22 protein-coding genes and 1 pseudogene are annotated in these 23488 nt (G+C 69.0%); 12 read left to right on the top strand and 11 right to left on the bottom strand.

Going from position 1 to position 23488, the window contains the following annotated elements:
* Together CA2_RS18295 and CA2_RS12645 are read left to right on the top strand one after the other, a co-directional pair.
* Positions 1–465, top strand: a 465-nt coding sequence (locus CA2_RS18295; RefSeq protein ID WP_042417713.1) for a L,D-transpeptidase Cds6 family protein, incomplete at its 5' end; no start/stop codon positions are given.
* On the top strand, positions 465–1739 hold the full coding sequence (locus CA2_RS12645) for a L,D-transpeptidase family protein (protein ID WP_156106046.1): 1275 nt from the start codon (positions 465–467) through the stop codon (positions 1737–1739). The genes CA2_RS18295 and CA2_RS12645, both read left to right, overlap by 1 nt.
* Positions 1740–1830: 91 nt before the next feature.
* Here the strand turns inward: CA2_RS12645 and CA2_RS12640 are convergent, their stop codons facing one another.
* Positions 1831–3309 (bottom strand): SulP family inorganic anion transporter, encoded by a 1479-nt coding sequence (locus tag CA2_RS12640; protein ID WP_081888991.1) that lies wholly within the window; start codon positions 3307–3309, stop codon positions 1831–1833.
* Positions 3310–3505: 196 nt separating this feature from the next.
* The gene (locus tag CA2_RS12635) at positions 3506–4327 is read right to left on the bottom strand and encodes a YecA/YgfB family protein (RefSeq protein WP_042417707.1); all 822 of its coding nucleotides are present in this window, start codon (positions 4325–4327) and stop codon (positions 3506–3508) included.
* A 240-nt stretch (positions 4328–4567) separates the two neighbouring features.
* On the opposite strand from CA2_RS12635, the gene CA2_RS12630 reads away from it, so the two are divergent.
* From CA2_RS12630 to CA2_RS12620, 3 genes are all read left to right on the top strand, one after another.
* Complete coding sequence (locus CA2_RS12630; protein WP_042417705.1) at positions 4568–5380, top strand: BUD32 family EKC/KEOPS complex subunit; 813 nt, start codon at positions 4568–4570, stop codon at positions 5378–5380.
* 247 nt (positions 5381–5627) lie between these two features.
* A complete protein-coding gene (locus tag CA2_RS12625; protein ID WP_042417702.1) occupies positions 5628–6449 on the top strand; it encodes a hypothetical protein in 822 nt (273 codons plus the stop codon).
* Positions 6450–6476: 27 nt separating this feature from the next.
* Complete coding sequence (locus CA2_RS12620) at positions 6477–7421, top strand: GGDEF domain-containing protein (protein WP_439708936.1); 945 nt, start codon at positions 6477–6479, stop codon at positions 7419–7421.
* Positions 7422–7565: 144 nt separating this feature from the next.
* Here CA2_RS12620 and CA2_RS12615 read toward each other — a convergent pair whose 3' ends face one another.
* On the bottom strand, positions 7566–8888 hold the full coding sequence (locus CA2_RS12615) for a dicarboxylate/amino acid:cation symporter (RefSeq protein ID WP_042417696.1): 1323 nt from the start codon (positions 8886–8888) through the stop codon (positions 7566–7568).
* 214 nt (positions 8889–9102) lie between these two features.
* On the opposite strand from CA2_RS12615, the gene CA2_RS12610 reads away from it, so the two are divergent.
* Positions 9103–11751, top strand: coding sequence for a hybrid sensor histidine kinase/response regulator (locus CA2_RS12610; RefSeq protein ID WP_042417693.1), 2649 nt, complete (start codon positions 9103–9105; stop codon positions 11749–11751).
* Positions 11752–11941: 190 nt separating this feature from the next.
* Positions 11942–12343 carry a YkvA family protein gene (locus CA2_RS12605; protein ID WP_042417691.1) on the top strand — a complete coding sequence of 134 codons (402 nt, stop codon included), beginning with the start codon at positions 11942–11944 and terminating at the stop codon, positions 12341–12343.
* A 4-nt stretch (positions 12344–12347) separates the two neighbouring features.
* On the opposite strand, the gene CA2_RS12600 is transcribed toward CA2_RS12605, so the two are convergent.
* On the bottom strand, positions 12348–12623 hold the full coding sequence (locus tag CA2_RS12600; protein ID WP_042417688.1) for a metal/formaldehyde-sensitive transcriptional repressor: 276 nt from the start codon (positions 12621–12623) through the stop codon (positions 12348–12350).
* A 45-nt stretch (positions 12624–12668) separates the two neighbouring features.
* On the opposite strand from CA2_RS12600, the gene dmeF reads away from it, so the two are divergent.
* Positions 12669–13715: a CDF family Co(II)/Ni(II) efflux transporter DmeF gene (dmeF, locus tag CA2_RS12595; protein ID WP_042417686.1), complete on the top strand. Its 1047-nt coding sequence runs from the start codon at positions 12669–12671 to the stop codon at positions 13713–13715.
* Positions 13716–13793: 78 nt separating this feature from the next.
* On the opposite strand, the gene CA2_RS12590 is transcribed toward dmeF, so the two are convergent.
* Entirely contained in the window at positions 13794–14222 is a 429-nt protein-coding gene (locus CA2_RS12590) for a VOC family protein (protein WP_042417683.1), read from the bottom strand.
* Positions 14223–14408: 186 nt separating this feature from the next.
* Here CA2_RS12590 and CA2_RS12585 point away from each other — a divergent pair, with 186 nt between their 5' ends.
* The gene (locus tag CA2_RS12585; protein WP_245620955.1) at positions 14409–15500 is read left to right on the top strand and encodes an acyltransferase family protein; all 1092 of its coding nucleotides are present in this window, start codon (positions 14409–14411) and stop codon (positions 15498–15500) included.
* Between the two features lie 19 nt (positions 15501–15519).
* Here the strand turns inward: CA2_RS12585 and CA2_RS12580 are convergent, their stop codons facing one another.
* Positions 15520–16458: a LysR family transcriptional regulator gene (locus CA2_RS12580; protein ID WP_042417736.1), complete on the bottom strand. Its 939-nt coding sequence runs from the start codon at positions 16456–16458 to the stop codon at positions 15520–15522.
* A 133-nt stretch (positions 16459–16591) separates the two neighbouring features.
* Here CA2_RS12580 and CA2_RS12575 point away from each other — a divergent pair, with 133 nt between their 5' ends.
* A complete protein-coding gene (locus CA2_RS12575; RefSeq protein WP_042417676.1) occupies positions 16592–17011 on the top strand; it encodes a RidA family protein in 420 nt (139 codons plus the stop codon).
* Between the two features lie 70 nt (positions 17012–17081).
* On the opposite strand, the gene CA2_RS12570 is transcribed toward CA2_RS12575, so the two are convergent.
* A complete protein-coding gene (locus CA2_RS12570; RefSeq protein ID WP_042417672.1) occupies positions 17082–17720 on the bottom strand; it encodes a response regulator in 639 nt (212 codons plus the stop codon).
* A gap of 530 nt (positions 17721–18250) precedes the next feature.
* Between CA2_RS12570 and CA2_RS12565 the strand changes: the two are divergent.
* Positions 18251–18558 (top strand): annotated as a pseudogene (locus tag CA2_RS12565) (heavy metal-binding domain-containing protein).
* A 105-nt stretch (positions 18559–18663) separates the two neighbouring features.
* Here the strand turns inward: CA2_RS12565 and CA2_RS12560 are convergent.
* From CA2_RS12560 to CA2_RS12550, 3 genes are all read right to left on the bottom strand, one after another.
* A complete protein-coding gene (locus CA2_RS12560) occupies positions 18664–18984 on the bottom strand; it encodes a DMT family transporter (protein ID WP_042417669.1) in 321 nt (106 codons plus the stop codon).
* Positions 18985–19200: 216 nt separating this feature from the next.
* Complete coding sequence (locus tag CA2_RS12555) at positions 19201–19725, bottom strand: nucleoside deaminase (RefSeq protein ID WP_042417665.1); 525 nt, start codon at positions 19723–19725, stop codon at positions 19201–19203.
* Entirely contained in the window at positions 19722–20756 is a 1035-nt protein-coding gene (locus CA2_RS12550) for an ABC transporter substrate-binding protein (RefSeq protein WP_042417662.1), read from the bottom strand. Before CA2_RS12550 ends, CA2_RS12555 begins: the two co-directional genes overlap by 4 nt.
* A 428-nt stretch (positions 20757–21184) precedes the next feature.
* Here CA2_RS12550 and CA2_RS12545 point away from each other — a divergent pair, with 428 nt between their 5' ends.
* Positions 21185–22189 (top strand): isopenicillin N synthase family dioxygenase, encoded by a 1005-nt coding sequence (locus tag CA2_RS12545; RefSeq protein ID WP_042417658.1) that lies wholly within the window; start codon positions 21185–21187, stop codon positions 22187–22189.
* 161 nt (positions 22190–22350) lie between these two features.
* On the opposite strand, the gene CA2_RS12540 is transcribed toward CA2_RS12545, so the two are convergent.
* Positions 22351–23457: a 3-deoxy-7-phosphoheptulonate synthase gene (locus tag CA2_RS12540; RefSeq protein WP_042417655.1), complete on the bottom strand. Its 1107-nt coding sequence runs from the start codon at positions 23455–23457 to the stop codon at positions 22351–22353.
* Positions 23458–23488: the final 31 nt, after the last annotated feature.

Genomic DNA, 23488 nt, shown 5'->3' with positions numbered 1-23488 from the left:
GCCCAGGCCACCCCCGCGAGCCCGGCGCCCGCGGCCACCCCGCCTGCGCCTGCCGCCCCGGCCGCCGCCGTGGTCGAGAAGGCCGACAAGACCGAGAAGGCCAAGGAAGGCCCCTCGGCCCACCAGCAGGCCGTCGACGCGGTGGAAAAGGCCGTGCTGGCCTGGGCCAAGGCCTGGGAGCAGCAGAACATCAACGCCTACTACGCGGCCTACAGCCCCCGCTTCGATCCCCAGGGCGGCACCCTGGCGGCCTGGAAGCAGGAGCGCAAGGACCGCATCGTGGGCCGCGACGCCATCACCGTGGCGGTGCGCAACCTGAAGGTCACGCTGGACGGCGACAAGGCGGCCGCCAGCTTCCAGCAGTACTACGCCTCTGGCAGCTACAAGGCCACCACCCGCAAGACGCTGCGCATGCAGCGCGAGGGCAACCAGTGGCGCATCGTCCGAGAAGAAACAGGCCGCTAATGCTCCGCGATCCGATCCGTAGCCCCTCCTCCACCCTCCGCCCACGCTGGCTGGCCACCTGCTTGGCCGGCACCGCGCTGGCTGCCAGCCTGGGCTGGTCTTCCACCGTCTGGGCCTCCTCGCAGGCCCAGGAGCTGGCGCGTGCCGAGCAGCGCCTGGTCGCCATCCTGACGCAGATCGAGCGCCGCGAAATCAACGCCGCCCTGCGCGCCGTGGCCGAGCTGACCGAGGAGGTGCCCAACTTCCGCGCCGCCCAGTTGCTCTACGCCGACCTGCTGCGCATGCGCACCGGCAGCGGCCCCATGGGCGCCCAGTTGGCCCAGACACAGACCACGCCCAGCACCAGCAACCGCAGCGTGGCCGACCAGAGCATTGCCCCGCCCGAGTTCTTCCAGGGCCTGCAAAGCGAGCTGCAGCGCCGCCGCCAGGCCGCGGTCGACCTGCCGCCACCGGGCATGATCCCCAGCAACTTCCTGCACCTGAGCCCCTCGGTGCGGCATGCGATCGCCGTGGATGCCAGCCGCTCGCGGCTGTACGTGTTCGCCAACGGCCCGCAGGGCATGGAGCTGATCTCCAACTTCTACGTCACCGTGGGCCGCAACGGCGTGCACAAGCGCGCCGAAGGCGACCAGCGCACACCGCTGGGCGTGTACTTCGTCGGCCGCCAGATCCCTGGCGAGAAGCTGCCCGAGCTGTATGGCAAGGGCGCGCTGACGGTCAACTACCCCAACGACTGGGACCGCCTGCAGGGCCGCACCGGCAGCGGCATCTGGCTGCATGGCGTGCCCTCCGACCAGTTCGCGCGCGTGCCCCAGGCCAGCGATGGCTGCGTGGTGCTGTCCAACCCGGACATCAGCTTCCTGATGGAGTCCATCGACCGCCGCACGCCGGTGCTGATCGCGGAAAAGCTGGACTGGGTCACCCCGCAGTGGACCACCCAGCAGCACAAGCAGGACAGCTTCATGCAAGGCCTGGAGCAGTGGCAAACGGCCTGGCGCCAGGGCGATACGCAGCGCCTGTCAGCGCTGTACAGCGCCGAGCTGGCCGGGGCCGAGCCGCTGAGCAAGCGCCGCAGCCGCCTATCCTCGTACGGCCCGCTGGCCAACCTGGCGATCGATGACATGTCGGTCTACAACTGGCGCGAGGCCGCTGGCGAGATCCGCATCGTCAACCTGCATGTGGCCACCAAGGGCGGCAACAGCCCCACCGTGCGCCAGTACTGGCGCAAGCAGGACGGGCGCTGGCAGATCTTTTCGGAAGACGTGCTGAGCTGAGAACCACGCGCCGCGCGACACCACACGCCAAAAAGCCCGCTCGCATCGCGCCAGCGGGCTTTTTGGTGTCTGACCCAGGGCCAGGGGCTGCTCAGGTCCTCATGCGCTGCACCAGGCGCTGGCTCTGGGCGTCCAGGCCCACCAGTTCCACCGTGCAGCCATGCTGCTGCAGGCGCTGCACCACCTTGTCCAGGGCGCCGACGGCGGTGATGTCCCAGAACTGCGCGCCGCTGACGTCGATGCGCACCGGCAGCCCGGCCACGGCGCGCACGTCGAAGCTTTCCACCAGCGCATCGGCCGAGGCAAAAAACACCTGGCCGCTGACCCACCAGGTGCGCGCACCGGTGGCCGGATCATCCGCATGGCGCACCTGCAGCATGTGCGCCACCTTGAAGGTGAAGAACACCCCCGACAGCAGCACCCCGGTGATCACACCCGCCGCCAGGTTGTGCGTGGCGATGGTGATGACCACCGTGGCCAGCATCACGCCGCTGGACAGGCGCGGGTGGCGCACCAGGTTGCCCAGCGACTTCCAGTCGAAGGTGGAGGCTGAGACCATGACCATGATGGCCACCAGGGCCACCACCGGCACCTGCGACACCCAGTCCTTGAGCGCCACCATCAGCACCAGCAGGAACACCCCGGCAAACAGCGTGGACAGGCGCCCGCGCCCGCCGTATTTCACATTGCCCACGGCCTGGCCGATCATGCCGCAGCCGGCAATGCCGCCAAAGACGCTGGAAGCCATGTTGGCCAGGCCCAGGCCCGTGCATTCGCGGTTCTTGTCGCTGGGGGTGTTGGTCATCTCGTCGACCACGGCGGCGGTCAGCACCGACTCCAGCAGGCCGACCATGGCGATGGCCAGCGCCGGCAGCAAGATGATGCGCAGCGTCTCCAGGCTGGCAGGCACCGCGGGCAGGCCGAACTGCGGCAGCGCCTCGGGCAGCCGGCCCAGGTCGGCCACCGTGGCCACGGGCAGGCCCAGCAGCGCCGCCAGCACGGTCAGCACCACCACGCAGATCAGCGGCGAGGGGATCAGGCCGAACAGCGTCAGCCCCAGGCGCTGGCCCAGCCACGGCAAGCCGTAGATCAGCAGCAGGCCCAGCGCCAGCAGGGCCCAGGTGGGCGCATTCGCCCCGTCCAGGTGCGGCAGCTGGGCGGCAAAGATCAGGATGGCCAGCGCATTCACAAAGCCGGTGCGCACCGAGCTGGAGACAAAGCGCATCAGCACGCCCAGCTTGCACAGGCCGAAGACGATCTGCAGGGCACCGGCCAGCAGGCCGGCGGCAAACAGGTAGGGCAGGCCGTGCGCCGCCACCAGCGGTGCCGCCACCAGGGCCACCGAGCCTGCCGCCGCCGACACCATGGCCGGGCGCCCGCCGAAGATGGCGATGACGATGCTGATGACAAACGAGGCGAACAGCCCCACGGACGGATCGACCCCGGCGACGAAGGAGAAGGCGATCACCTCCGGAATCAGGGCGAAGGTGGCGACGGCGCCGGCCAGCAGTTCACGCGGAATGCTGGGCGCCCATTCCGCACGCAGGCGGGCAAGCAGGGGCAAGGACATGGACAGGTGCAACGAGCGGGGGCGGTGGGCGGGGTGAGACCTGGCAGTCACCCACAAAAAAGGAGCTGCCAGCGCTGGATATGTCTGAGTTTCAGAGATAAAACCATCTGAAACCCTTTGCATACCAGCGCCAGCAGCTCCTTTTCAAGAAGCGTGCCGGGACGGATTCCGCCCCGGCGTTCAGGCATTCAGGCGATCAGGCGCCGCAGCACTTCTTGAACTTCTTGCCGCTGCCGCAGCTGCAGGCATCGTTGCGGCCGGGCTGGTCGCCCTTGACCACGGCCTCCACGCGGGGGCCGATGCTGCGCCACAGCTGGCGCAGGTCGTACACGGCCCAGATGGCTTCGCCGAACGCGTCCAGGCGCTCCTGGCTGGTGGAGGCGGGGCCTTCCTCGGCGTACAGGTTCAGCGCAGGCTCGCCGTCGTCGTCCTCGGTCAGGTCGACCACGAACTCCATCGCCGCATCCAGCATCTGCGCGGCTTCCTTGTCGCGCGGGGCGGCCCATTCCTCGGCCCAGTTTTCCACCACGAACATGAAACCCAGGGCCCAGACCTGGGCGAAGGACGGGATCTCCTCATCGGCCAGCTCGGCACGCTCGGCCTCGGGCAGCATCAGCACAGCGCCGCGGGTGTCCATGACTTCGGGCTGGAAGGCGGCCTCGTCCTGCAGGGACTTGATTTCGGTGTCCAGCTGGGTGCGCAGCTCGGCCATGCGCAGCGCGGCCAGTTCCAGGAAACGGGCCTGCTGGGCCGCATCCAGGAAGGCTTCCAGCTTGGGCAGGGGCTGGCCTTCGGCCACGCTCAGCGCCTCGCCGTCACCCAGCAGCATGGGCAGCCATTCGGTCGCGGGGATCTCGCGGCGGGTGCAGACGATGGCCGCCAGGAAGCCGTCGCAGAACTCCCACTGGGGGATTTCCTCGGCGCGCTCGCGCATGGCTTCCAGCATCGCGTCCAGCTCCTCCAGCATCTCGGTGCTCAGGGCGGATTGGGGTTCCAGGGTGTCAGGGGTATCGGTCATGGGACGGTGTCGGTGTGCGGGGGGAGGGGCCGGGGCGATGGCAGGGCCGTCGCGGGGGCCGGAAGGTGGCGGCATGCGCAGGCATGCAGCGCCGTTGCCGCGCAGTGTAGCCCGCAGGCCAAGTCCGCGTCGCGCACCCTGGCGTTGTCGACCCGCGCGCAGCCCCCGGCGAACAAGGCACAATCGTCGCACCGACCACCGGCCTGCCTGCAGGCCCCTGTTTTTCTGGACCGACTGCCTGTGCCTGCTTCCGCGACCGCCCCCGACTACGACGCCTTCCTCCACGCCCATGTGCACAGCCAGCCGCACAGCGTCATGCGCTACGACGTGGACGGGGAGAGCCTGTGGGTCAAGCGGGCCGGCGCCACCGTGCCGGGCTGGCGCCTGCGGGTGCTGGGCGCGGCCGCCAAGGCCTTGCGCATGCCCGTGCTCACCCCCGTGCCCAACCCCGGCGGGCGCGCGGCCATGGCCATCGAGGTGGCGCGCCTGCAGGACCTGCAGCGCCGCGGCCTGCGCGTGCCCACCGTGCTGGCGCACTGCGCCGACGGCTTTGTCATGCGCCACCTGGGCGCCCCCGGCCAGGCAACGCCCAACCTGGGCAATGCGATGGAAGAAGCCATGCCTCGCGGCGCCCACGCCGTGCTGGCACTGTGGAAGCAGGGCCTGCAGGCGATTGCCAAGGTGCACAAGGCCGGCACCTGCCTGAGCCAGGCCTTTGCGCGCAACCTGGTGCGCTGCCCCGATGGCGTGATCGGCTACATCGACTTCGAGGACGACCCCGCCGCCCACCTGCCCCTGGCCGTGTGCCAGGTCCGCGACGCCCTGTGCTATGCACACTCCACGGCCTGGATCCTGGCGCAGGCCGGTGCGCTGGAGCCGGCGCGCGCGCAGTGGAAAGCCTGGGTCAGCACCCTGTCGCCCGACGCGCGCGAGTTGCTGCACGCCTCCATCGCGCGCATGGCCTGGGCCGGCCGCCTGCCCGACAGCCGCCGGCTGGGCCGCGACGCACAGCGCCTGCGCAGCGCGTTCGAGCTGGTGCGCGCCGACCGCTGAGCCCCCGCCGGTCACCGGCCACAGACCGGCCCATGCCGCACGGCACCAGGCGGCGCCAGCATGGCGGAGGCGGCCACGCCACACCGGCGAGCAACTGAACGACCGCTGGTCGGAAAAATAACATAGCACTCAACACAATAGCAATAAGCTATTTTGTGCTTTTTGACCGTTGATCGCCCCCCGTGCGCGATAGCGGCCGTCACCGGGAATCCCTAGGATCGAGCGCTTTGCCGCCCTGCTGGGACCCATGACGCAAGACCACTTCGATCCCCCGCTGCTGATCCGCGAGCTGCAATCGCGCACCGTGAGCCTGGAACTCACCCCGTTCTTCTACAACGCCGGGGGCGAGCCCTGCTACCTGGACCGGCTGCCCCCCGAGGCCACGCTGATCCAGCCCGCGCCCTGCAACCCCCAGGCCCGGGCCGGCCGCCCCTACACCGTGCGCGGTCTGCGCAACACCAAGCTGTCGCCCGGCTTTGGCGTGGAGTACGAGCTGGACCTGGCCGCCGAGGAGGTGGTGTTCGAGCCGCTGTGGGCCACTGCGGAGCATGCCGCCGCCTTCGGCATCACCGTCATCCAGCCCGGCCAGGGGCTGCGCATCGACAGCCGCTTCCCCGAGCTGCAGCACATGCACTTCGAGTACGGCGTGTTTGCCGGCCACTGGTCGCCCTACCAGGGCACGCAAAACCGCCTGTGCACCACCATCTGCACCGACCTGGAACACCACGACTTCCCCCACCTCTTCATCTCCTGCGACCCGGTCAAGCCCCTGGTGCTGAGCGTGGCGCGCTACTGGCCCGCCGAAGGCCGCATCTGCATGGCCGACATGTGGATCCCGCAGGGCTGGAGCGTGTTCCTGCCAGCGCAGCCCGACAACGCCACGGCCCCCTGCGTGGACCTGCACAACAACCGGAACTCGGCACGCGCCTGCTGGGGCGACCTGTTCCAGGACCGCGTGCACACCCAGACCCTGCTGCGCGCGAAGGACGACTCCTTCCGCTGGTACTGGAACCCGCTGCCCACGGTGCACAGCCGCCCGCCCGCGCCGGCGCCGCAGCACAGCGCCTGAGCCCGGAGGTCGCGCCCCATGCCCCAGCTGCCCCCACCCCAGCCCCTCGACCAGGACGATATCTACCGCACGCTGCTGGAGTCCACCCAGGCCATCCCCTGGAAGATCGACTGGGCCAGCCAGCGCTACGTCTACGTCGGCCCCCAGATCGAGGCCTTGCTGGGCTGGCGCACCGAGGACTGGGACACGGTGCAGGACTGGATCGACCGCATCCACCCCGATGAACGCGACCAGGTGGTCCGCCGCTGTGTGGAACTGTCGCAGGCCGGCGTCGACCACGAGGCCGACTACCGCGCGCTGACGGCCGACCAGCGCTACGTCTGGGTGCGCGAGACGGTGCACGTGCTGCGCAATGCACAGGGCGGCACCGAGGCCCTGGTCGGCTTCATCTTCGACATCCACGAACGCAAGCAAACCGAGCAAAGGCTGCTGGCGCTGCAGCGCGAACTGCAGGCCCTGTCCTACCAGGACAGCCTGACCCGCGTGGCCAACCGCCGCCGTTTCGACGAGGCGCTGGAGCAGGCCTGGGCCCAGGCCCAGGCCGCGCAGACGCCGCTGTCGCTGCTGGTTCTGGACATCGACTTCTTCAAACAGCTCAACGACTGCTACGGCCACCAGACCGGCGACCAGGCCCTGGTCCAGGTGGCGCAGGCGCTGGCCCAGGTCTGCGACAAGTGCAACGACCTAGTAGCGCGCTATGGCGGCGAGGAGTTCGTGGTGCTGCTGCCCAAGGTGGGCCTGGACATCGCCCGGCAGGTGGCCGAGCGCTTTCGCCGCCTGCTGCAGGAGCAGGCCATTCCCCATGCCCGCTCGCCCTTCGGCCAGCAGGTCACGGTCAGCATCGGCGCGGGCAGCCTGGTGCCGCAGCCCGGCCAGGATTGCGCCGGCTTCGTGCACGCAGTGGACCAACTGCTGTATGCAGCCAAGAACGCCGGACGCAACCGCGTGGTCGCGCAGGCGGTGCTGCTGTAGGCCGTTAATTCATCGCAAAAGATAGCACTCCGCGCTCACTAGACATGGGCTAGCGGCCGATTAGGTACAGCATCACCCAGCGCCTGGGGGGCATGAAAAAAGCCCCGCTGAGCGGGGCTTCGGGGTCGGGCAGCGCGCTCCGCCTCAGGCCTTGGCGGGCACGGCATCCAGCGCCGGCAGGGGCTTGCCATCCAGCGCAGCGTGCAGGCGTTCCATGTCCACGCCCTTTTCCCAGCGCGACACGACCACGGTGGCCACGGCGTTGCCGATGAAGTTGGTCAGCGAACGGCACTCGGACATGAAGCGGTCCACGCCCAGGATCAGAGCCATGCCGGCCACGGGCACTTCGGGCACCACGGCCAGGGTGGCGGCCAGGGTGATGAAGCCCGCGCCGGTCACGCCGGCCGCGCCCTTGGACGACAGCATGGCGACCAGCAGCAGCGCGATCTGGTGGCCCAGCGTCAGCTCGGTGTTGGTGGCCTGGGCGATGAACAGCGCCGCCAGCGTCATGTAGATGTTGGTGCCGTCCAGGTTGAACGAGTAGCCGGTGGGCACCACCAGGCCAACCACGGACTTCTTGCAGCCGGCCTTTTCCATCTTTTCCATCAGCGAAGGCAGGGCCGATTCGGACGACGAAGTGCCCAGCACCAGCAGCAGCTCTTCCTTCAGGTAGCGGATCAGCTTGATCACCGAGAAGCCGCAGGCACGCGCCACGGCGCCCAGGACCACCAGCACGAAGATGGCCGAGGTGATGTAGAAGGTCAGCACCAGCTCGGCCAGGTTCAGCAGCGAACCCAGGCCGAACTTGCCGATGGTGAAGGCCATGGCACCGAAGGCACCGATGGGGGCGGCCTTCATCACGATGTTCACCAGCTTGAACACGGGCTTGGTCAGGGCTTCGAAGAAGTTCAGCACGGGCTTGCCGGCATCGCCCACCATGGCCAGCGACACGCCGAACAGCACGGCCACCAGCAGCACCTGCAGGATGTTGTCACCCACGAACGGGCTGATCAGGGTCTTGGGGATGATGTCCATCACGAAGCCGACCAGCGTCATGTCGTGCGACTTGGCCACGAAGCCCTGCACGGCCTTCTGGTCCAGGTCGGCGGGGTTGATGTTCATGCCCGCACCGGGCTGGAACACGTTGGCCACCACCAGGCCCACCACCAGCGCCAGCGTGGAGAAGGTCAGGAAGTACGCCATGGCCTTGCCGAACACGCGGCCCACGGTGGACAGCTGGGTCATGCCGGCGATGCCGGTGACGATGGTCAGGAAGATCACCGGCGCGATGATCATCTTGATCAGCTTGATGAAGGCATCGCCCAGCGGCTTCATGGCCTCGCCATAGGCGGGCTCGAAATAGCCCAGCAGCACGCCGATGATGATGGCGGCAACCACTTGGAAATACAGCTGGCGGTAGAACGGCAGCTTCAGGGTGTTCATTGCTTCAGCGGGGACGGCATGCATGCGAGGTGTTCCGGAAGTCCAAAAAAACGCACCCGGGGGTGCAACTGCCGGGGTTGTACTGCTGCGCCGCGCCCACGCCGATAACCTATTGGTATTAGAGGCCCCCTTTTTGCTGCAAGAAAGCCGCTTTTCTACGTAGAAATACGAACGATTTCACCCCCTACCCAGCACCCGCCACGCACGCCCAGACGCCCGAACGGGCACACTGGAGGCCATGTTGTTCCCCCTTCGCCGCCGCACCGTCTGGACCGTCGCCACCTTGCTGCTGGGCATGCTGCTGAGCATGCTGACCGCGGGCTGGCTGACCTGGGAGCGCACCCTGCTGGCCGAGAGTGAGAACTACCTGCGCCAGCTCGCGGTGCGCGCCCAGGGGCTGACCCAGCGCGTGGACCGCTACCGCACCCTGCCCGAGGTGCTGTCCCTGGACAACGAGCTGCGCGCCGCGCTGCAGCACCCGCTGTCGGCCGGGGATGTGAACTACCTGAACCGCAAGCTAGAGCGGGCCAACGGCGCCAGCCAGGCCTCGACCCTGACCCTGATCGACCGCCATGGCATTGCCGTGGCCGCCAGCAACTGGCGCTCGCCGCGCAACAACGTGGGCGAGGACTACAACTTCCGCCCCTACGTGCAGCAGGCCCTGACCACGGGCAGCGGGCACTTCTACGGCATCGGCACCACCACCGGCGAGCCCGGTTACTTTCTGTCGCAGGCCATCTACGACGAGGGGGGCCAGGTGATCGGCCTGGTGGCCATCAAGATCGCCCTGCATGAGCTGGAGCGCCAGTGGCTGCGCACCACCGACGTGGTGGTGGTGGCCGATGAGCACGGCGTGATCTTCCTGACCAGCCGCGAATCCTGGCGCTACCGGCTGCTGCAGCCGCTCTCGCCCGAGGACCTGGCCATGCTGGCCGCCACGCGCCAGTACGAGGGCCAGACCCTGACGCCACTGCACTTCGACGTGCGCAAGCAGCTGGACAACGGCGGCCGGCTGGTGCGCCTGCGCGACAGCGACCTGCCGGGCCGCATGCTGCTGCAGACGCTGGAGCTGCCGCACAGCGGCTGGAAGATGCACCTGCTGCACGACATCCGCACCAGCCTGCAGACCAGCATCTGGGCGGCCGCCGCGGCCGGCGGCCTGTGGCTGGCCAGCGGGCTACTGGTGCTGTTCGTGCGCCAGCGCCAGCGCCTGGCCCGCGTGCGCCAGCGCAGCCGCCAGGAGCTGGAGACCGTGCTGCGCCAGCACGCGCAGGAGCTGCGCACCGCCCAGGACGGCATCGTCCAGGCCGCCAAGCAGGCCGACACCGGCCTGTCGCGCAGCTTGGAGCACCTGCCCCAGGGCGTGGTCATCATCGACGCCGAACTGAACCTGGTGGCGTGGAATTCGCGCTACCTGCAGCTGTTCCGCTACCCGTCCGAGCTGCTGCAGGTGGGCCGACCGATCGAGGACCTGCTGCGCTACAACGCCCGCCGCGGCCTGCTGGGCCCGGCGCCGATGGAAGAGGCCATCCAGCGCCGCCTGCAGCACCTGCGCAGCGGCAAGCCCCACCTGCATGAAAGCGCCAAGGACGACGGCACGGTGCTGGAGATCCGCGGCAACCCGCTGCCGGACGGCGGCTTCGTCACCAGCTACGCCGACATCACCAGCTACAAGAACGCCGCGCGCGAGCTGCGGTCGCTGGCCGATGCGCTGGAGCAGCGCATCGTGGAGCGCACCCGCGACCTGGCCGCCGCCAAGCGCGAGGCCGAAGAGGCCAACCGCTACAAGACCCGCTTCGTCAACGCCGCCGTGCACGACCTGCTGCAGCCGCTGAACGCCGCGCGCATGTTCACCAGCCTGCTGCCGGCCCATGTGCGCGACGAGGCCGGGCGCCACGTGGTCGACAGCATCGAGGCGGCCCTGGCCTCGCAGGACGCCATCCTGACCAGCCTGCTGGACATCGCCCGCATGGAATCGGGCCAGCTGGAGGTGCACGTGCGCGACTTCACGCTGGATGCCCTGCTGCACGTGGTGCACAACAACTTCGCCATGCTGGCGCAAAGCGAAGGCCTGCAACTGCGCACGCGGGCCGGCCACTACGTGGTGCGCAGCGACGAAGCCCTGCTGCGCCGCATCGTGCAGAACTTCGTCTCCAACGCCATCCGCTACTCGCGCCGCGGCCGCATCCTGGTGGGCTGCCGCCGCGAGGGCCAGTTCCTGCGCATCGAGGTGCACGACCAGGGCCCGGGCATACCACTGAGCCTGCAAAAAGAAATCTTCGAGGAGTTCCGCCGGCTGGACGAAGGCCACGCCGACGACCGCGGCACCGGCCTGGGACTGGCCATCGTGGAGCGCCTGGGCCGGCTGCTGGGCCACGAGATCGGCCTGCGCTCCGAGGTCGGCCAGGGCAGCGTGTTCTGGGTCAAGGTGCCGCTGGGCGACCGCGCCGCACTGCAGCCCACGGCCCGCCCCCAGGTCACCGTCCACACCGACGATGCGCCGCTGCAGGGCGGCGTCGCCTGGTACGTGGACGACGACCCAGGCACCTGCAGCGCCACCGGCGCCCTGCTGGAGCGCTGGGGCTGCCATGTGCCGTTCGCCGGCGGCCCGCACGAAGCGCTGGCCCTGGCCAGCCCCGACAGCGTGCCCCAGTTGCTGCTGCTGGACGTGCACCTGGGCGGCGACCTGTACGGCCCCGAGGTCTATGCCCAGCTGTGCGAACGCTGGGGCCAGACCCCACCGGTGATCCTGGTCACGGCCGAGCGCGATGCCTCGCTGCGCCGCCAAGCAGCGGAAAAGGGCTGGGGCTTTCTGGCCAAGCCGGTGCGCCCCCCGGCCCTGCGCGCCCTGATGAGCCAGATGCTGCTGCGCATCCGCGAAGGCTGAGGCCCGGCGCCACGGCGCCGCAGTTGATGCACAGGCTTTCAGGCCTCCAGTGCTGATGCAGCCTGCGCCGGCAGCTCTGTTTTTTGCATGCAAACGCAACAGGGTCCGTGCGACGGACAGGCGCGCGGACCGCAGGACTGTCCCTACAATCCGCGGCATACCGGCCCCCGGCCTTTTCCCCACCTTGCGGATGCAGCTGCTCGACACCCTGAAAGCCTGGGCCCGACGCCTCAAGCGCGATGCCATGAACCTGTGGTTCGCCGCCCGGCACCCGGACACGCCCTGGCATGCCAAGGCCCTGGGCGTGCTGGTCGTGGCCTATGCCCTGAGCCCGATCGACCTGATCCCGGACTTCATCCCGGTGCTGGGCTTTGTCGACGACGTCCTGCTGCTGCCGGGGCTGATCTGGCTGGCCCTGCGGCTGCTGCCGCCGCCCGTGCTGGTGGCCTGCCGCGCCCAGGCCGAGGCCTGGATGCACACCACGGGCCGCAAGCCCCGCAGCACCGCCGGTGCCGTGGCCATCGTGCTGCTGTGGCTGGCCGCCGCCGTGGCGGCCTGGCTGTGGTGGCACGCGCGCGCCAGCGGCGCCTAGCCCCTCACTTCACGTACGAGCGCAGCACCTTCACCACCAGGTCCAGGTCCTGGGCGCGCTGGGCCTCGGGCACGTCCGGCGCGCCCAGGTGTTCGCGCACATGGCCCTCCAGCACCTCCAGCATCAGGCCGTTGACGGCCCCACGGACCGCCGCCAGCTGCTGCAGGATGACCGCGCACTCCTCGGCGTTCTCCAGCGCGCGCTCTAGCGCCTCGGTCTGGCCTTTGATGCGCCGGATACGGGCCAGCAAGGGTTTTCGGTTCTGCAGGGTGTGTGACATGGCCCCTATTCTAGGGGTGACAATATACTGGGGTACAGTATAAAAATGCACACCGAATCCCTGCCCCATAACCCCTTGTCACCCAGCACCCGGGCCCACAGCCACCGCTTCGACACGGGCAACCCTTTGGCGGAAAAGAACACCACGCTGGCGGTCTGGTTGACCCTGAGCATGATGGTGCTGGAGATCGCAGGCGGTTACTACTTCCACTCCATGGCACTGCTGGCCGACGGCTGGCACATGAGTTCGCACGCCCTGGCGCTGGGCCTGTCAGTGGGGGCCTATGTGGCGGCGCGGCGCCTGGCGGGCGACCGCCGTTTCGCCTTCGGCACCTGGAAGCTGGAAGTGCTGGCGGGCTACACCAGCGCCATCCTGCTGCTGTTCGTCGCCGGCTGGATGGCGGTGCAGTCCCTGGACCGGCTGCGCGCGCCCCTGGCCATCGATTACGCCCAGGCCATCGCCCTGGCCGGCCTGGGCCTGGCGGTGAATCTGGCCTGCGCCTGGCTGCTGCGCGGCGGCCACCGCCACCATCATCATCATGGTCACGATCACGGTCATGACCACGGGCACCACCCCGTCGGCCACGCCGATGACCACGCGCCCGAAGACCTGAACCTGCGCGCGGCCTACCTGCACGTGGTCGCAGACGCGGCCACCTCGGTGCTGGCCATCCTGGCCCTGCTGGGCGGCATGCTCTGGGGCGCGGCCTGGCTGGACCCGGCCATGGGCCTGGTCGGTGCGGTGCTGGTGGCCGTCTGGGCCCTGGGCCTGCTGCGCGACAGCAGCCGGGTGCTGCTGGACGCCGAGATGGACGCGCCCGTGGTGCAGGAAATCCGCGACGTCCTGGCGGCCGCGCCGCAGCCGGTGGTGCTGACCGACCTGCATGTCTGGCGCGTGGGCAAGGGCCTGTACGCCTGCATCGTGGCCCTGGAGGCGCGCGACGGCGTGACGCCCGATGCCATCCGCCAGCAGCTCGCCATCCACGAGGAGCTGGTGCACATCACGGTGGAGATCAACCCGGCGCCGCCGGCACCGAGGCCGGTGGAAGCGGAGCGGCCTGCGCAGCCACGGCCCCGCCCCGCAGCGCCCTAAAAAGTAGAGCTGCCCGCGCTGATACCACCTGGGTCCACGGCCTATTTCCTACCGATCTGCGCTGACCCGGCCCGCCGGCTAGAAGCGGATGTGCACCGAGGGTGCGCTGCGTTGGGCCTCGCCGTGGAACACGGCCTCGATGTTGTTGCCATCGGGGTCCAGCACAAAGGCCGCGTAGTAGCCCGGGTGGTAGGCGCGCTCCCCGGGGGCGCCGTGGTCGCGGCCACCGTGGGCCAGCGCGGCCTGGTAGAAGGCATCGACCATGGCCCGGTCCCGGGCCTGGAAGGCCAGGTGGTGGCGCCCGGTCAGCTGGCCCAGCGCGGCCTCGCTGTCGGCACTGGTCACAAACAGCTCGTCCGCCCAGAAGTAGCCCTCCCCCGTGCCGCCCAGGGGCACCTCCAGCGCCGCCAGCACGGCGGTGTAGAAGGCCTGGGTGCGCGGCAGATCGCGCACCACCAGCTGCACATGGTCGATCAGGCGACCCCGGTGGATCTCGTTGATTTGCATACCGTACTCCGGTGAAACAGGGATGGCCCACTGTAGCGCCAGGGCCGCCACGCCTCAAGCCAGCCTGCCCGGCCCATCAGCGCCCCCCGTGCGCCTGCCACCGGGTGCCGCGGGCTGCGCGTGTCAGCCATTCGCCCCCCTGGCGCGTTGAGGGGGGAGAACAACACCTAACAGACCCTCTGGATCGTGACTTCCCGCAATACCGCCCTGGACCACGTCAAGGCCGTGGCCTGCCTGGTCATCGTCTGCCACCACCTGGCTTTCTACGGCCCCATGTCCGACGTGCTGCGCCCGCTGTGGCCCGGCCTGCTGGGCTGGCTGGACGAGTATGGGCGCATGGCCGTGCAGCTGTTCCTGGTGCTGGGGGGCTATTGGGCCGCCGCCGCGCTGGCGCCCCAGGGCCAGGCCCGGCATGCCGACATCGGCCCAGTGCTGGGCAAGCGCTTCGTGCGCCTGTGCCTGCCCTACAGCGCCGCTCTGGCCTGCGCCATCGTGGTCAACGAGGTGGTGCGCAGCTGGGGCTTTGACCACGATTCGGTCTCCGCCACGCCGACCTGGGATGCGGTGCTGGCCCACCTGCTGCTGGTGCAAAGCCTGGGCGATTGGGAAGCCCTGTCGGCCGGCGTCTGGTACGTGGCCATTGACTTCCAGCTCTACGCCCTGTGCCTGGTCTGGCTGTGGTGCAGCCGCCGCCTGCCACGCTGGCCCGCGCTGGGCCAGACCGGCTTGGTGCTGGCCACGGCCGCCTCGCTGTGGGTCTGGAACCTGGACAGCAGCCTGGATGTGTGGGCGCTGTACTTCCTCGGCGCTTACGGCCTGGGCATGATGGCCTGGTGGGCCACGCACACGCCCCACCCCTGGCAGCGCTGGGGCTGGGTGGCACTGATGCTGCTGCTGACCGGCAGCGCCCTGCTGCTGGAGTGGCGCACCCGCATCGCCATCGCCGGCGTCACGGCACTGGCCCTGGTGCTGCAGGGCCTGTGGTTGCCCGCCGGCCGCTGGCCGCAATGGCCGGTGCTGACCTGGATGGGCCAGCGCTCCTACGCCATCTTCCTGATCCACTTCCCCACCAGCCTGCTGGTGAACGCCCTGGTCACCCTGCACTGGCCCCAGAGCGTGACCGCCAATGCCCTGGGCATGCTGGCGGCCGTGCTGCTGTCGGTGGTGGCCGGCGCCCAGCTGTTCCGCTGGACCGAACAGGCCACGCCCACCTGGCAGCTGTGGCGCAACTGGCAGCTCGGCGTGCTGGCCACCGGCTGGGTGGCCGCCACGCTCTGAGCGGCGCTACACCCGCGCCTCAATCCAGCGCGGCGGGCGGTGCATCCTCCGGCCGTGGCACATGCACGGCCATCAGGGCCACCACCCAGTCGATGAAGGCCCGCAAGGCCGCACTCACGTGGCGCTGCGGCGGATAGGCGATCGACAGCGGCATGGCGGGCAGTTGCCAGTCGGCAAACAGCGGCTGCAAGGCCCCGCAGGCCACATGCGGCTGGGCCATGTAGTCGGGCACGCACACCACCCCCAAGCCGGCCAGCCCGGCCGCCAGATAGGCGTTGCCGTCGTCCACCGCGCAGACGTAGCGCGCGGGCAGGGCCACCGACTCCGTGCCCCGCCGCAGCGTGGCCACCCGGGGCTTGCCGGTGCGCGACTGCAGTAGGCCGACCATGTGGTGCCCGTCGCCGGCCAGCTGCTGCGGGTGCGCCGGGGTGCCGTGGCGCTGCAGGTAGGCCGGGGCGGCATACACCCCCAGGCGCAGGCTGCCGACCTGGCGCGCCACCAGGCCGGGGCTGTCGATGCTGCCGCCGCGCAGCACGCAATCCACCCGCTCACGCAGCAGGTCCACATTGCGGTCGCTGACGCCCAGCTCCAGCTGGATCTCCGGATAGCGCGCAAAGAAGTCCGGCAGCGCCGGGATCAGCACCCGCTGCGCCAGCGGACTGGGCACGTCCACACGCAGGCGGCCACGGGTCTGGTGGGCCGCGCTGGAGAGCTGGGACTCGGCCTCCTCCAGCTCGGCCAGCACCCGGCACACCCGGTCGTAGTAGAGGGCGCCCTGCTCCGTCAGGCGCAGCCTGCGCGTGGTGCGGTGCAAGAGCTTGACGCGCAGCCGCGCTTCAAGCTGCTGCACCAGCTGGGTCACGGTGGCGCGGCCCATGTGCAGCGTCTGCGCGGCCTGGGTGAAACTGCCGGCCTCCACCACACGGGCGAAGGCCTGCATGGCATCAAAACGGTCCATGGGCATTCCAGGGGCAAAGAGATTGTTGGGATTTCACGAACAGTGTTGGCACGGGTTGGCCCTCGATCCGCGGGCTCCAGATTCTTACAGTGGCTGCATTGTCCCTGCGGGACGCTATCACCTTGGATCCCCCATGCACTCCCCCCTGCGCGATGCTGTTTTTCCACCCGGGCGCCACGCCCTGTACGAGCGCCACCGCTACTCCCCGGCGGTGCGCAGCGGTGGCTGGCTGTTTGTCTCCGGCCAGGTCGGCAGCCGCGAAGACGGCTCGCCCGAACCCGACCTGGACACCCAGGTGCACCGCGCCTTCCAGAACCTGCAGGCGGTGCTGCAGGCCGCTGGCTGCAGCTTTGACGATGTGGTCGATGTCACGGTCTTCCTCGTCGATCCGCCGCAGCAGCTCGAACGCATCTGGCGCATCCTGCCCAGCTACTGGGGCGAGGCGCCCTACCCCGCGCTGACCGGCGTCGGCGTCACCTGGCTGTCCGGTTTCATCTTGGAAATCAAGGTCATCGCCAAGCTGCCATCGGAGACTCAAAAACCAGAGCTGTAGGCGCTTGACTGCATTGGGCAAAAACCCCAAAATACCAATCATCAACTGCCCCACCTAGGGCATGCGCCACTCAGGCCTCGCGGTCATTTTCCAGGCTTTTGACCAGCACCGCGGCCTGGGTGCGGGAGTAGCAGGCCAGCTTCTTCAGGATGGCCGTGACATGCACCTTGACGGTGTTCTCGGCCAGCCCCAGCTCGTGCGCGATCTGCTTGTTCAGCAGGCCATCGGCAATGCACAGCAGCACGCGGAACTGCTGCGGCGTGAGCTGGGCCAGGCGCGCCGCCAGCTCGGCGTCGGCCTCGGAGCGCTCCGCCGCCATCGGCGGAAACCAGCTGCCACCGTCCAGCACCGCCGCCACGGCGGCCGCGATGTCTTCGGCCGGGGCCGATTTGGGGATGAAGCCCGCCGCCCCGAACTGCTGGGCCCGACGGATGATGCGCGGGTGGTCGTTGGAGGAGATGATGACCACCGGGATCTCGGGGTACTCGCCGCGCACATGCAACAGCGTGGAAAAGCCCCGCGCACCCGGCATGGTCAGGTCCAGCAGCACCAGCTCCACCTCGGGGTGGGCCTGCAGCGTGCTGCTCACGGTCATGGCGCTGGCGGCTTCCAGCGTCTGGTACTGCGCAAAGCGTTCGCGCAGCACGTGCAGCACCGCGGCACGGAACAGGGGATGGTCGTCGGCGACCAGCAAGGTGGGGTGGGGCATGGCGCGAGTCTGCCATGCGGGTCATATCCACACCCCCTGTCGGCGCAAACCCCCAACAAAAATGCCCCGCAGCCTGCGGCTGAAGGGCATTTGTCACTGCATTTGTCAGGCAGCCGCAGCGGCTGCCGCCAGGGCCGGATTACTGGCTGGCGATTTCCAGGTGGGCAGCGCGGGCTGCTTGGATCAACTCGATCACGGTGTTGAGGGCTTGGCGCATGACAGTCTTCTTTCTGTAAATACGAGATGCCTTGCTTGGGGGCTGTGGGCGGGCATCTCAACCACCGCACAACCTCGGGATAACCTCTAAGTGATAACCCGTAGACGTAAGTATAAACCACATGCGATTTTTTTGCACTGCAGCATGCAACCTGCGCCAGGTGTGGGCATCGCGCCACAGCCCGCCGGCCTGGGCCGGGCACGCTGGTCCGGGTCTGGTCGGGGTTGCGCGGTGCTTTCGGCCTGCGTCCTACACCGCGCACGCCCTGCGCCCTTGGAGCATGCCGTCATGCGCAGCCGCGCCTGGAGGCCCCATGATCACCACCACCCCGAACGTGGAAGGCAAGCACATCAGCAAGTACTGCGGCGTGGTCGCGGGGAAGGTCATCCTCAGCACCGATATGTTCAAGGACATGTTTGCCGGCATCCGCTCCTGACAGGCGGGCGCGCGGGCTCCAACGAATGCGAGCTGCAAAAGGCGCGCGAACTGGCGCTGCAGGCCCACGCCATCCAGCTGGGGGCGGACGCCGTGGTGGGTGTGGACCTGGACTACGCCATCCTGGGCACGGGGCACAGCATGCTGATGGTGTCCGCCAGCGGCACGGCCGTAGTGCTGGCCTGACCGGCCCCAGCCCAGGGAAGGCACCCGGCGGCAAGGCCGCCGCCGCGGTGCGCCCCAAAGGGACACCATGGCCACGCGCCGCACGGACCTGCGGGCACCCCGTGCTCACTCGGTGGCAGACAGCTTCATCAGCACCAGGCCGCAGACGATCAGCACGGCCGCCAGCACGCGCGTGGCGCTGACCTGCTCACCCAGCACCGTGATGCCCACCACGAAAGCGCCCACGGCGCCGATGCCGGTCCAGATGGTGTAGGCCGTGCCCAAGGGCAGCGTGCGCATGGCCAGTGACAGCAGGCCAAAGCTGGCGACCATGGTGGCGCCGGTGATCACGCTGGGCAGCAGCCGTGTGAAGCCCTGCGACTGCTTCATGGTGTAGGCCCACACCACCTCCAACACCCCTGCCACCAACAGATACCACCATGCCATGACCCTGCTCCTTGGCGGTGCCAGGCACCGCACAGGGGCCGTCCCCGGATGTGGATTCCGCCAGGGCCGTCCCTGGTGGCACAGCGCGCGGCTGTGAAGCTGCAGCCAGTGTAGGCAGCCCCTGCGTCCGTGGCCCGCGCGCCGCCCCAAGCCCGGGCGGCGCCTGGGTGGTTGCCACGCCACAGTGGCGCCCGGGCCGCGGCGCGCGCTCGCGCCCTACTTCCAGGCGCCGACGTGGGGCTGGCTGGCCTCGTCCACCAGGGACGGGCCCGTGCACTCGACCGTGAACGGCGCGGCACGGAACACGTCGCGGCAGGACAGCTCCACATCGCGCTGGTCCAGGCGCTCGCCGCGGAACACGCGCAGGCGCTGGTCGTCAATGCCATACACCACGCGGCGGATGTTGGCCCAGAAGATGGCGCCCGCGCACATCACACAGGGCTCGCCAGAGGCATACAGCGTGGCCTGCTCCAGGGCCGTGCGGTCGTGGCGCTGGCAGGCCTCGCGAATGGCCTGCACCTCGGCATGCGCGGTGCAGTCGCCGGACTCGCCATTGCTGTTCCAGCCCGCGCCCAGCACCGTGCCGTCCGGCGCCACGATGACCGAGCCAAAGGGCCGGTTGCCGCGCTGGCGCGCAGTGCGCGACAGGGCAATCGCCTGGCGCAGGTAGGTCGCATCGCGCTCGGCCACGGGTTGCTCGGCCGGGAAGGTGGCCACGGAAGGTGCTGTCACTGCGGTCATGCGCCCACCCCTTGCTGCACGGCGGTGGGCAGAAAGCCGGTGTTCCACACCGCCTGCACCGTGGGCAGCTGGGGCAGGCCGAAGGTCTTGCCGATCTGCGCGATCTGCTGCTGCAGCACGGCCGGCTGGATGCGGCCCAGGCCTACCTGGGCGGTTTCGGCATTCGCCAGGTAGGTGCGCGTGATGGCCCAGCGCGCGCGCTCCTGGTCATCGCGCAGCATGGGCTCGCGGGTGCGCACCGCCGCCAGGGCTTCGGCCGGGTTGGCCAGGGCGTCCAGCAGGGCACGCTGGGTGGCGCGCAGGAAGCCGCGCACCAGCTCGGGCTTGTCCTTCATCAGTACGGTGCTGGCCACGATGGCATTGCCGTACAGGTGCACGCCGGCCTCGGCATAGGACAGCACGCTCAGCTGCTCGGGCGGCATGCGCTGGAACAGCGACACGGCCGAGTCGTGGAAGTAGGTGGCGGCGTCCACGTCCCCGCGCACCATGACGTTGTCGCGCGCGCTGAAGTCGGTCGTCACCCATTCGAAGAAGTCGCTGCCCAGCTGCTGCTGCTCGGCCACCATGGGCCAGCTGCGGCGCGTGGATTCCACGGCCGCGGCGGCCACCTTCTTGCCCTTGAGGCTGGCCATCTGGGTGGTGATGCCGCGGTCCTTGCGGCCGATGATGACGAAGGGCGCGCGGTTGTAGTACTGGTAGACGGCCTGCACGGGCAGGCTGCCCTTGGCGTGCGCCTCGATCAGCGCGCTGATGTCGCCCAGGCCCAGGTCGTAGGCCCCGGAGGCCACACGCGTGAGCGACGCCACCGAGCCCGCGCCCACGTCGATCTGCACGTCCAGCCCCTCCTGGGCGTAGTAGCCCTTGGCCGCGGCCAGGAAGAACGGTGCGGTTTGGCTGGTGACCTTGAAGTCCAGGGTGAACTTCACGGGGGTCAGGGCGGGCTTGGCCCCCTGCGCCCAGGTGTGGGCGGGCACCAGGGCTGCAGCGGCGGACAGGGAAGACACAGAGCGCAGAAAGTGGCGGCGTTGCATGGCAAAACTCCTTCATCGGGGGATGTGCTGCAAGCAGGGGCAGACGGGGTGCGCGCGCCAGGCTGGCCCACCCCGTCCACGGCCGTCCTGCAGCCGTGGGGGTGAGCAATTTCCGGCGGCACGGCCAGGGCCGTGGTGTGCTGAACGCTTCTACTCAGCACCCTGCAAAGCACATCGCATGCCAGCGCGCCTTGCGACAGCGCAAAGGTGACGCAGCGCGGCCTGGCACGGTTTTGGCTTGAATCAAGGTGCACGAGTAGAAGCGTTCAGCAGTGCCCCCAGCCTGACCGGCGGGCACGGCCGGAAATTGCTCAGCGTGCGGTGCCTGCGTGCACCGCAACAGGCCTGACCGCCCCGCTGAGCGCACCTTGACAGTGCAAGACCGGGCGATCGGGAGTTTCCACCTCTTGCCCCTGAAAGCCCTTGCCATGCCAGCCATCTATTCCACCTCCGCTGCCGCGCCCGACTACGCCCTCGAAGAGTTGCGCAAAGAGTCCACCATGGGCAGCGAAGGCACGACCGTGCAGCGCGACATCCGCCGCATCGACCTGTCGAACTTTGCCGCGCGCAAGGCCGAGATCACCGAGCAGCTGTGGAGCGCGGCCACCGAAATCGGCTTCTTCCAGATCGACCACCACGGCATCAGCAACGCCGAGATCGACGACGCCTTCGCCCTGTCCGAATCCTTCTTCGCCCTCCCCACGGCGACCAAGGCGCAGTGGCCGCTGTCGCGCAACGCGGGCTGGGAAAGCCTGTCGCAGATCCGCCCGTCCACCGGCACGGCCGACCAGAAGGAGTCCTACCAGATCACCCGCCCGCGCATGGCCGGGCTGTGGCCGTCGGAGCAGGAACTGCCCGGCTTCCAGCAGGCCGCACTGGCCTTCGAGGCCAAGTGCTGGCAGGTCGGCATGCAGGTGCTGTCCTGCTTTGCCGACAAGCTGGGCTTTGACAGCGATTTCTTCGCCCGGGCGCATGCGCCCGACAGCCCGCACTACCAGAGCACGCTGCGCATGCTGCACTACTTTGCCCAGGACGGCGCCCACACACCCGGCACCTGGCGCGCCGGCGCGCACACCGACTTCGACTGCCTGACCCTGCTGTTCCAGCGCCCCGGCCAGGGCGGTCTGCAGGTGCTGCCCGGCAAGGAGATGCAGGACCGCGCATGGACGCCGGTGGAGCCCGCGCAGGGCGTGATCACCTGCAACATCGGCGACATGCTGATGCGCTGGAGCGATGACCAGCTGCCCTCCAACTTCCACCGCGTGAAGCACCCCGCCGCGCACGAGTACCAGGGCGCGCGCTACAGCCTGGCCTTCTTCTGCCAGGCGAATGAGGACGTGGTGATCCGCAGCCCCGGCGGCAAGTACCCGGACATCACCGCCGCCGAGTACCTGAAGCAGCGCATCAGCGCCAACTTCTCCAACAAGTACTGAGCGACTGAGCGCAGCCCGCCGTGCCCGGGCACCCCACCCGGCCCGGGGTGCGCCGCCGCACAGGCTTATCAAAAAGATAGCTGCCTGTGCAAGCAAAAAGCCACTCTCAGCACGCTAAAGGGCTGAAAGTGGCTGGGGACGAGCGTAGTGCGCTCCGTTCTTTACGACTGGCTGCGGCGGGCGCGCACGGCGGCGGCCAGCTGCTCCAGCACCGGCACGGTCTGCGCCATGCTGATGCAGGCGTCGGTCAGCGACACGCCATAGGCCAGGTCCTGGCCTTCGACGATGTCCTGGCGGCCTTCTTCCAGGTGGCTTTCGATCATCACGCCGGTGATGCGCGCGTCACCGCCCGCGATCTGCTGCGCCACATCGGCGGCCACGTCGATCTGGCGGCGGTGCTGCTTGCTGCTGTTGGCGTGCGACAGGTCCACCATCACCTGCGGGCGCAGGCCGGCCTTGACCAGCATCTCGCAGGCCGCCTGCACATCGGCGGCGCTGTAGTTGGGCTGCTTGCCGCCGCGCAGGATGACGTGGCAGTCCTGGTTGCCGCGGGTCTCGAAAATCGCGCTCTGCCCCATCTTGGTCATGCCCATGAAGGCGTGCGACGACTGCGCCGCCTGGATGGCGTCGCTGGCCACCTTGACGCCGCCGTCCGTGCCGTTCTTGAAGCCCACGGGGCAGGACAGGCCGCTGGCCAGCTGGCGGTGGCTCTGGCTCTCCGTGGTGCGGGCGCCGATGGCGCCCCAGCTGACCAGGTCGCTGATGAACTGCGGCGACAGCAGGTCCAGGAACTCGGTGCCGGCCGGCAGGCCCAGCTCCACCACCTCCAGCAGCAGCTTGCGCGCCAGCTCCAGCCCCTCGTTGATGGCAAAGCTGTCGTCGCGGTGCGGGTCGTTGATGTAGCCCTTCCAGCCCACGGTGGTGCGTGGCTTCTCGAAGTACACGCGCATGACGATCAGCAGATCGTCCTGCAGCGCGTCGGCCTGCGCCTTGAGCTGGCGCGCGTATTCCATGGCCTGCGCATGATCGTGGATGGAGCAAGGCCCCACCACCACAACCAGACGGTCATCTTCCCCATGCAGCACGCGCGAGATGGCGCGGCGACTGCTTTCCACCAGCGCCAGGGCCTGCTGTGTCGCAGGCAACCACTCCTCCAGCAAAGCGGGGGTCAGCAGCGGGCGTACGGTCTTGATGCGGGTGTCGTCAATGCGGGTCTTGTCCAGCGTGGACAAGGCCGCAGGCTTGGTCAGAGAAGGCGAAGAAGTCATTGCACCATTGTCGCTGTCTGGCTGCAAAGCT

Source organism: Comamonas aquatica NBRC 14918, assembly GCF_000739875.1.
In the GTDB taxonomy this organism is placed as follows: Bacteria; Pseudomonadota; Gammaproteobacteria; order Burkholderiales; family Burkholderiaceae_C; genus Comamonas; species Comamonas aquatica.
Note: the sequence above shows the minus strand (reverse complement) of the source record. Positions and strands in the feature narration are given on the sequence as shown.

Coding starts and splice junctions, on each gene's coding strand:
- CA2_RS12645 (WP_156106046.1), top strand. CDS start 465: ATGCTCCGCGATCCGATCCGTAGCCCCTCCTCCACCCTCCGCCCACGC.
- CA2_RS12640 (WP_081888991.1), bottom strand. CDS start 3,309: ATGTCCTTGCCCCTGCTTGCCCGCCTGCGTGCGGAATGGGCGCCCAGC.
- CA2_RS12635 (WP_042417707.1), bottom strand. CDS start 4,327: ATGACCGATACCCCTGACACCCTGGAACCCCAATCCGCCCTGAGCACC.
- CA2_RS12625 (WP_042417702.1), top strand. CDS start 5,628: ATGACGCAAGACCACTTCGATCCCCCGCTGCTGATCCGCGAGCTGCAA.
- CA2_RS12615 (WP_042417696.1), bottom strand. CDS start 8,888: ATGCATGCCGTCCCCGCTGAAGCAATGAACACCCTGAAGCTGCCGTTC.
- CA2_RS12610 (WP_042417693.1), top strand. CDS start 9,103: ATGTTGTTCCCCCTTCGCCGCCGCACCGTCTGGACCGTCGCCACCTTG.
- CA2_RS12605 (WP_042417691.1), top strand. CDS start 11,942: ATGCAGCTGCTCGACACCCTGAAAGCCTGGGCCCGACGCCTCAAGCGC.
- CA2_RS12600 (WP_042417688.1), bottom strand. CDS start 12,623: ATGTCACACACCCTGCAGAACCGAAAACCCTTGCTGGCCCGTATCCGG.
- dmeF (WP_042417686.1), top strand. CDS start 12,669: ATGCACACCGAATCCCTGCCCCATAACCCCTTGTCACCCAGCACCCGG.
- CA2_RS12590 (WP_042417683.1), bottom strand. CDS start 14,222: ATGCAAATCAACGAGATCCACCGGGGTCGCCTGATCGACCATGTGCAG.
- CA2_RS12580 (WP_042417736.1), bottom strand. CDS start 16,458: ATGGACCGTTTTGATGCCATGCAGGCCTTCGCCCGTGTGGTGGAGGCC.
- CA2_RS12575 (WP_042417676.1), top strand. CDS start 16,592: ATGCACTCCCCCCTGCGCGATGCTGTTTTTCCACCCGGGCGCCACGCC.
- CA2_RS12570 (WP_042417672.1), bottom strand. CDS start 17,720: ATGCCCCACCCCACCTTGCTGGTCGCCGACGACCATCCCCTGTTCCGT.
- CA2_RS12560 (WP_042417669.1), bottom strand. CDS start 18,984: ATGGCATGGTGGTATCTGTTGGTGGCAGGGGTGTTGGAGGTGGTGTGG.
- CA2_RS12555 (WP_042417665.1), bottom strand. CDS start 19,725: ATGACCGCAGTGACAGCACCTTCCGTGGCCACCTTCCCGGCCGAGCAA.
- CA2_RS12550 (WP_042417662.1), bottom strand. CDS start 20,756: ATGCAACGCCGCCACTTTCTGCGCTCTGTGTCTTCCCTGTCCGCCGCT.
- CA2_RS12545 (WP_042417658.1), top strand. CDS start 21,185: ATGCCAGCCATCTATTCCACCTCCGCTGCCGCGCCCGACTACGCCCTC.
- CA2_RS12540 (WP_042417655.1), bottom strand. CDS start 23,457: ATGACTTCTTCGCCTTCTCTGACCAAGCCTGCGGCCTTGTCCACGCTG.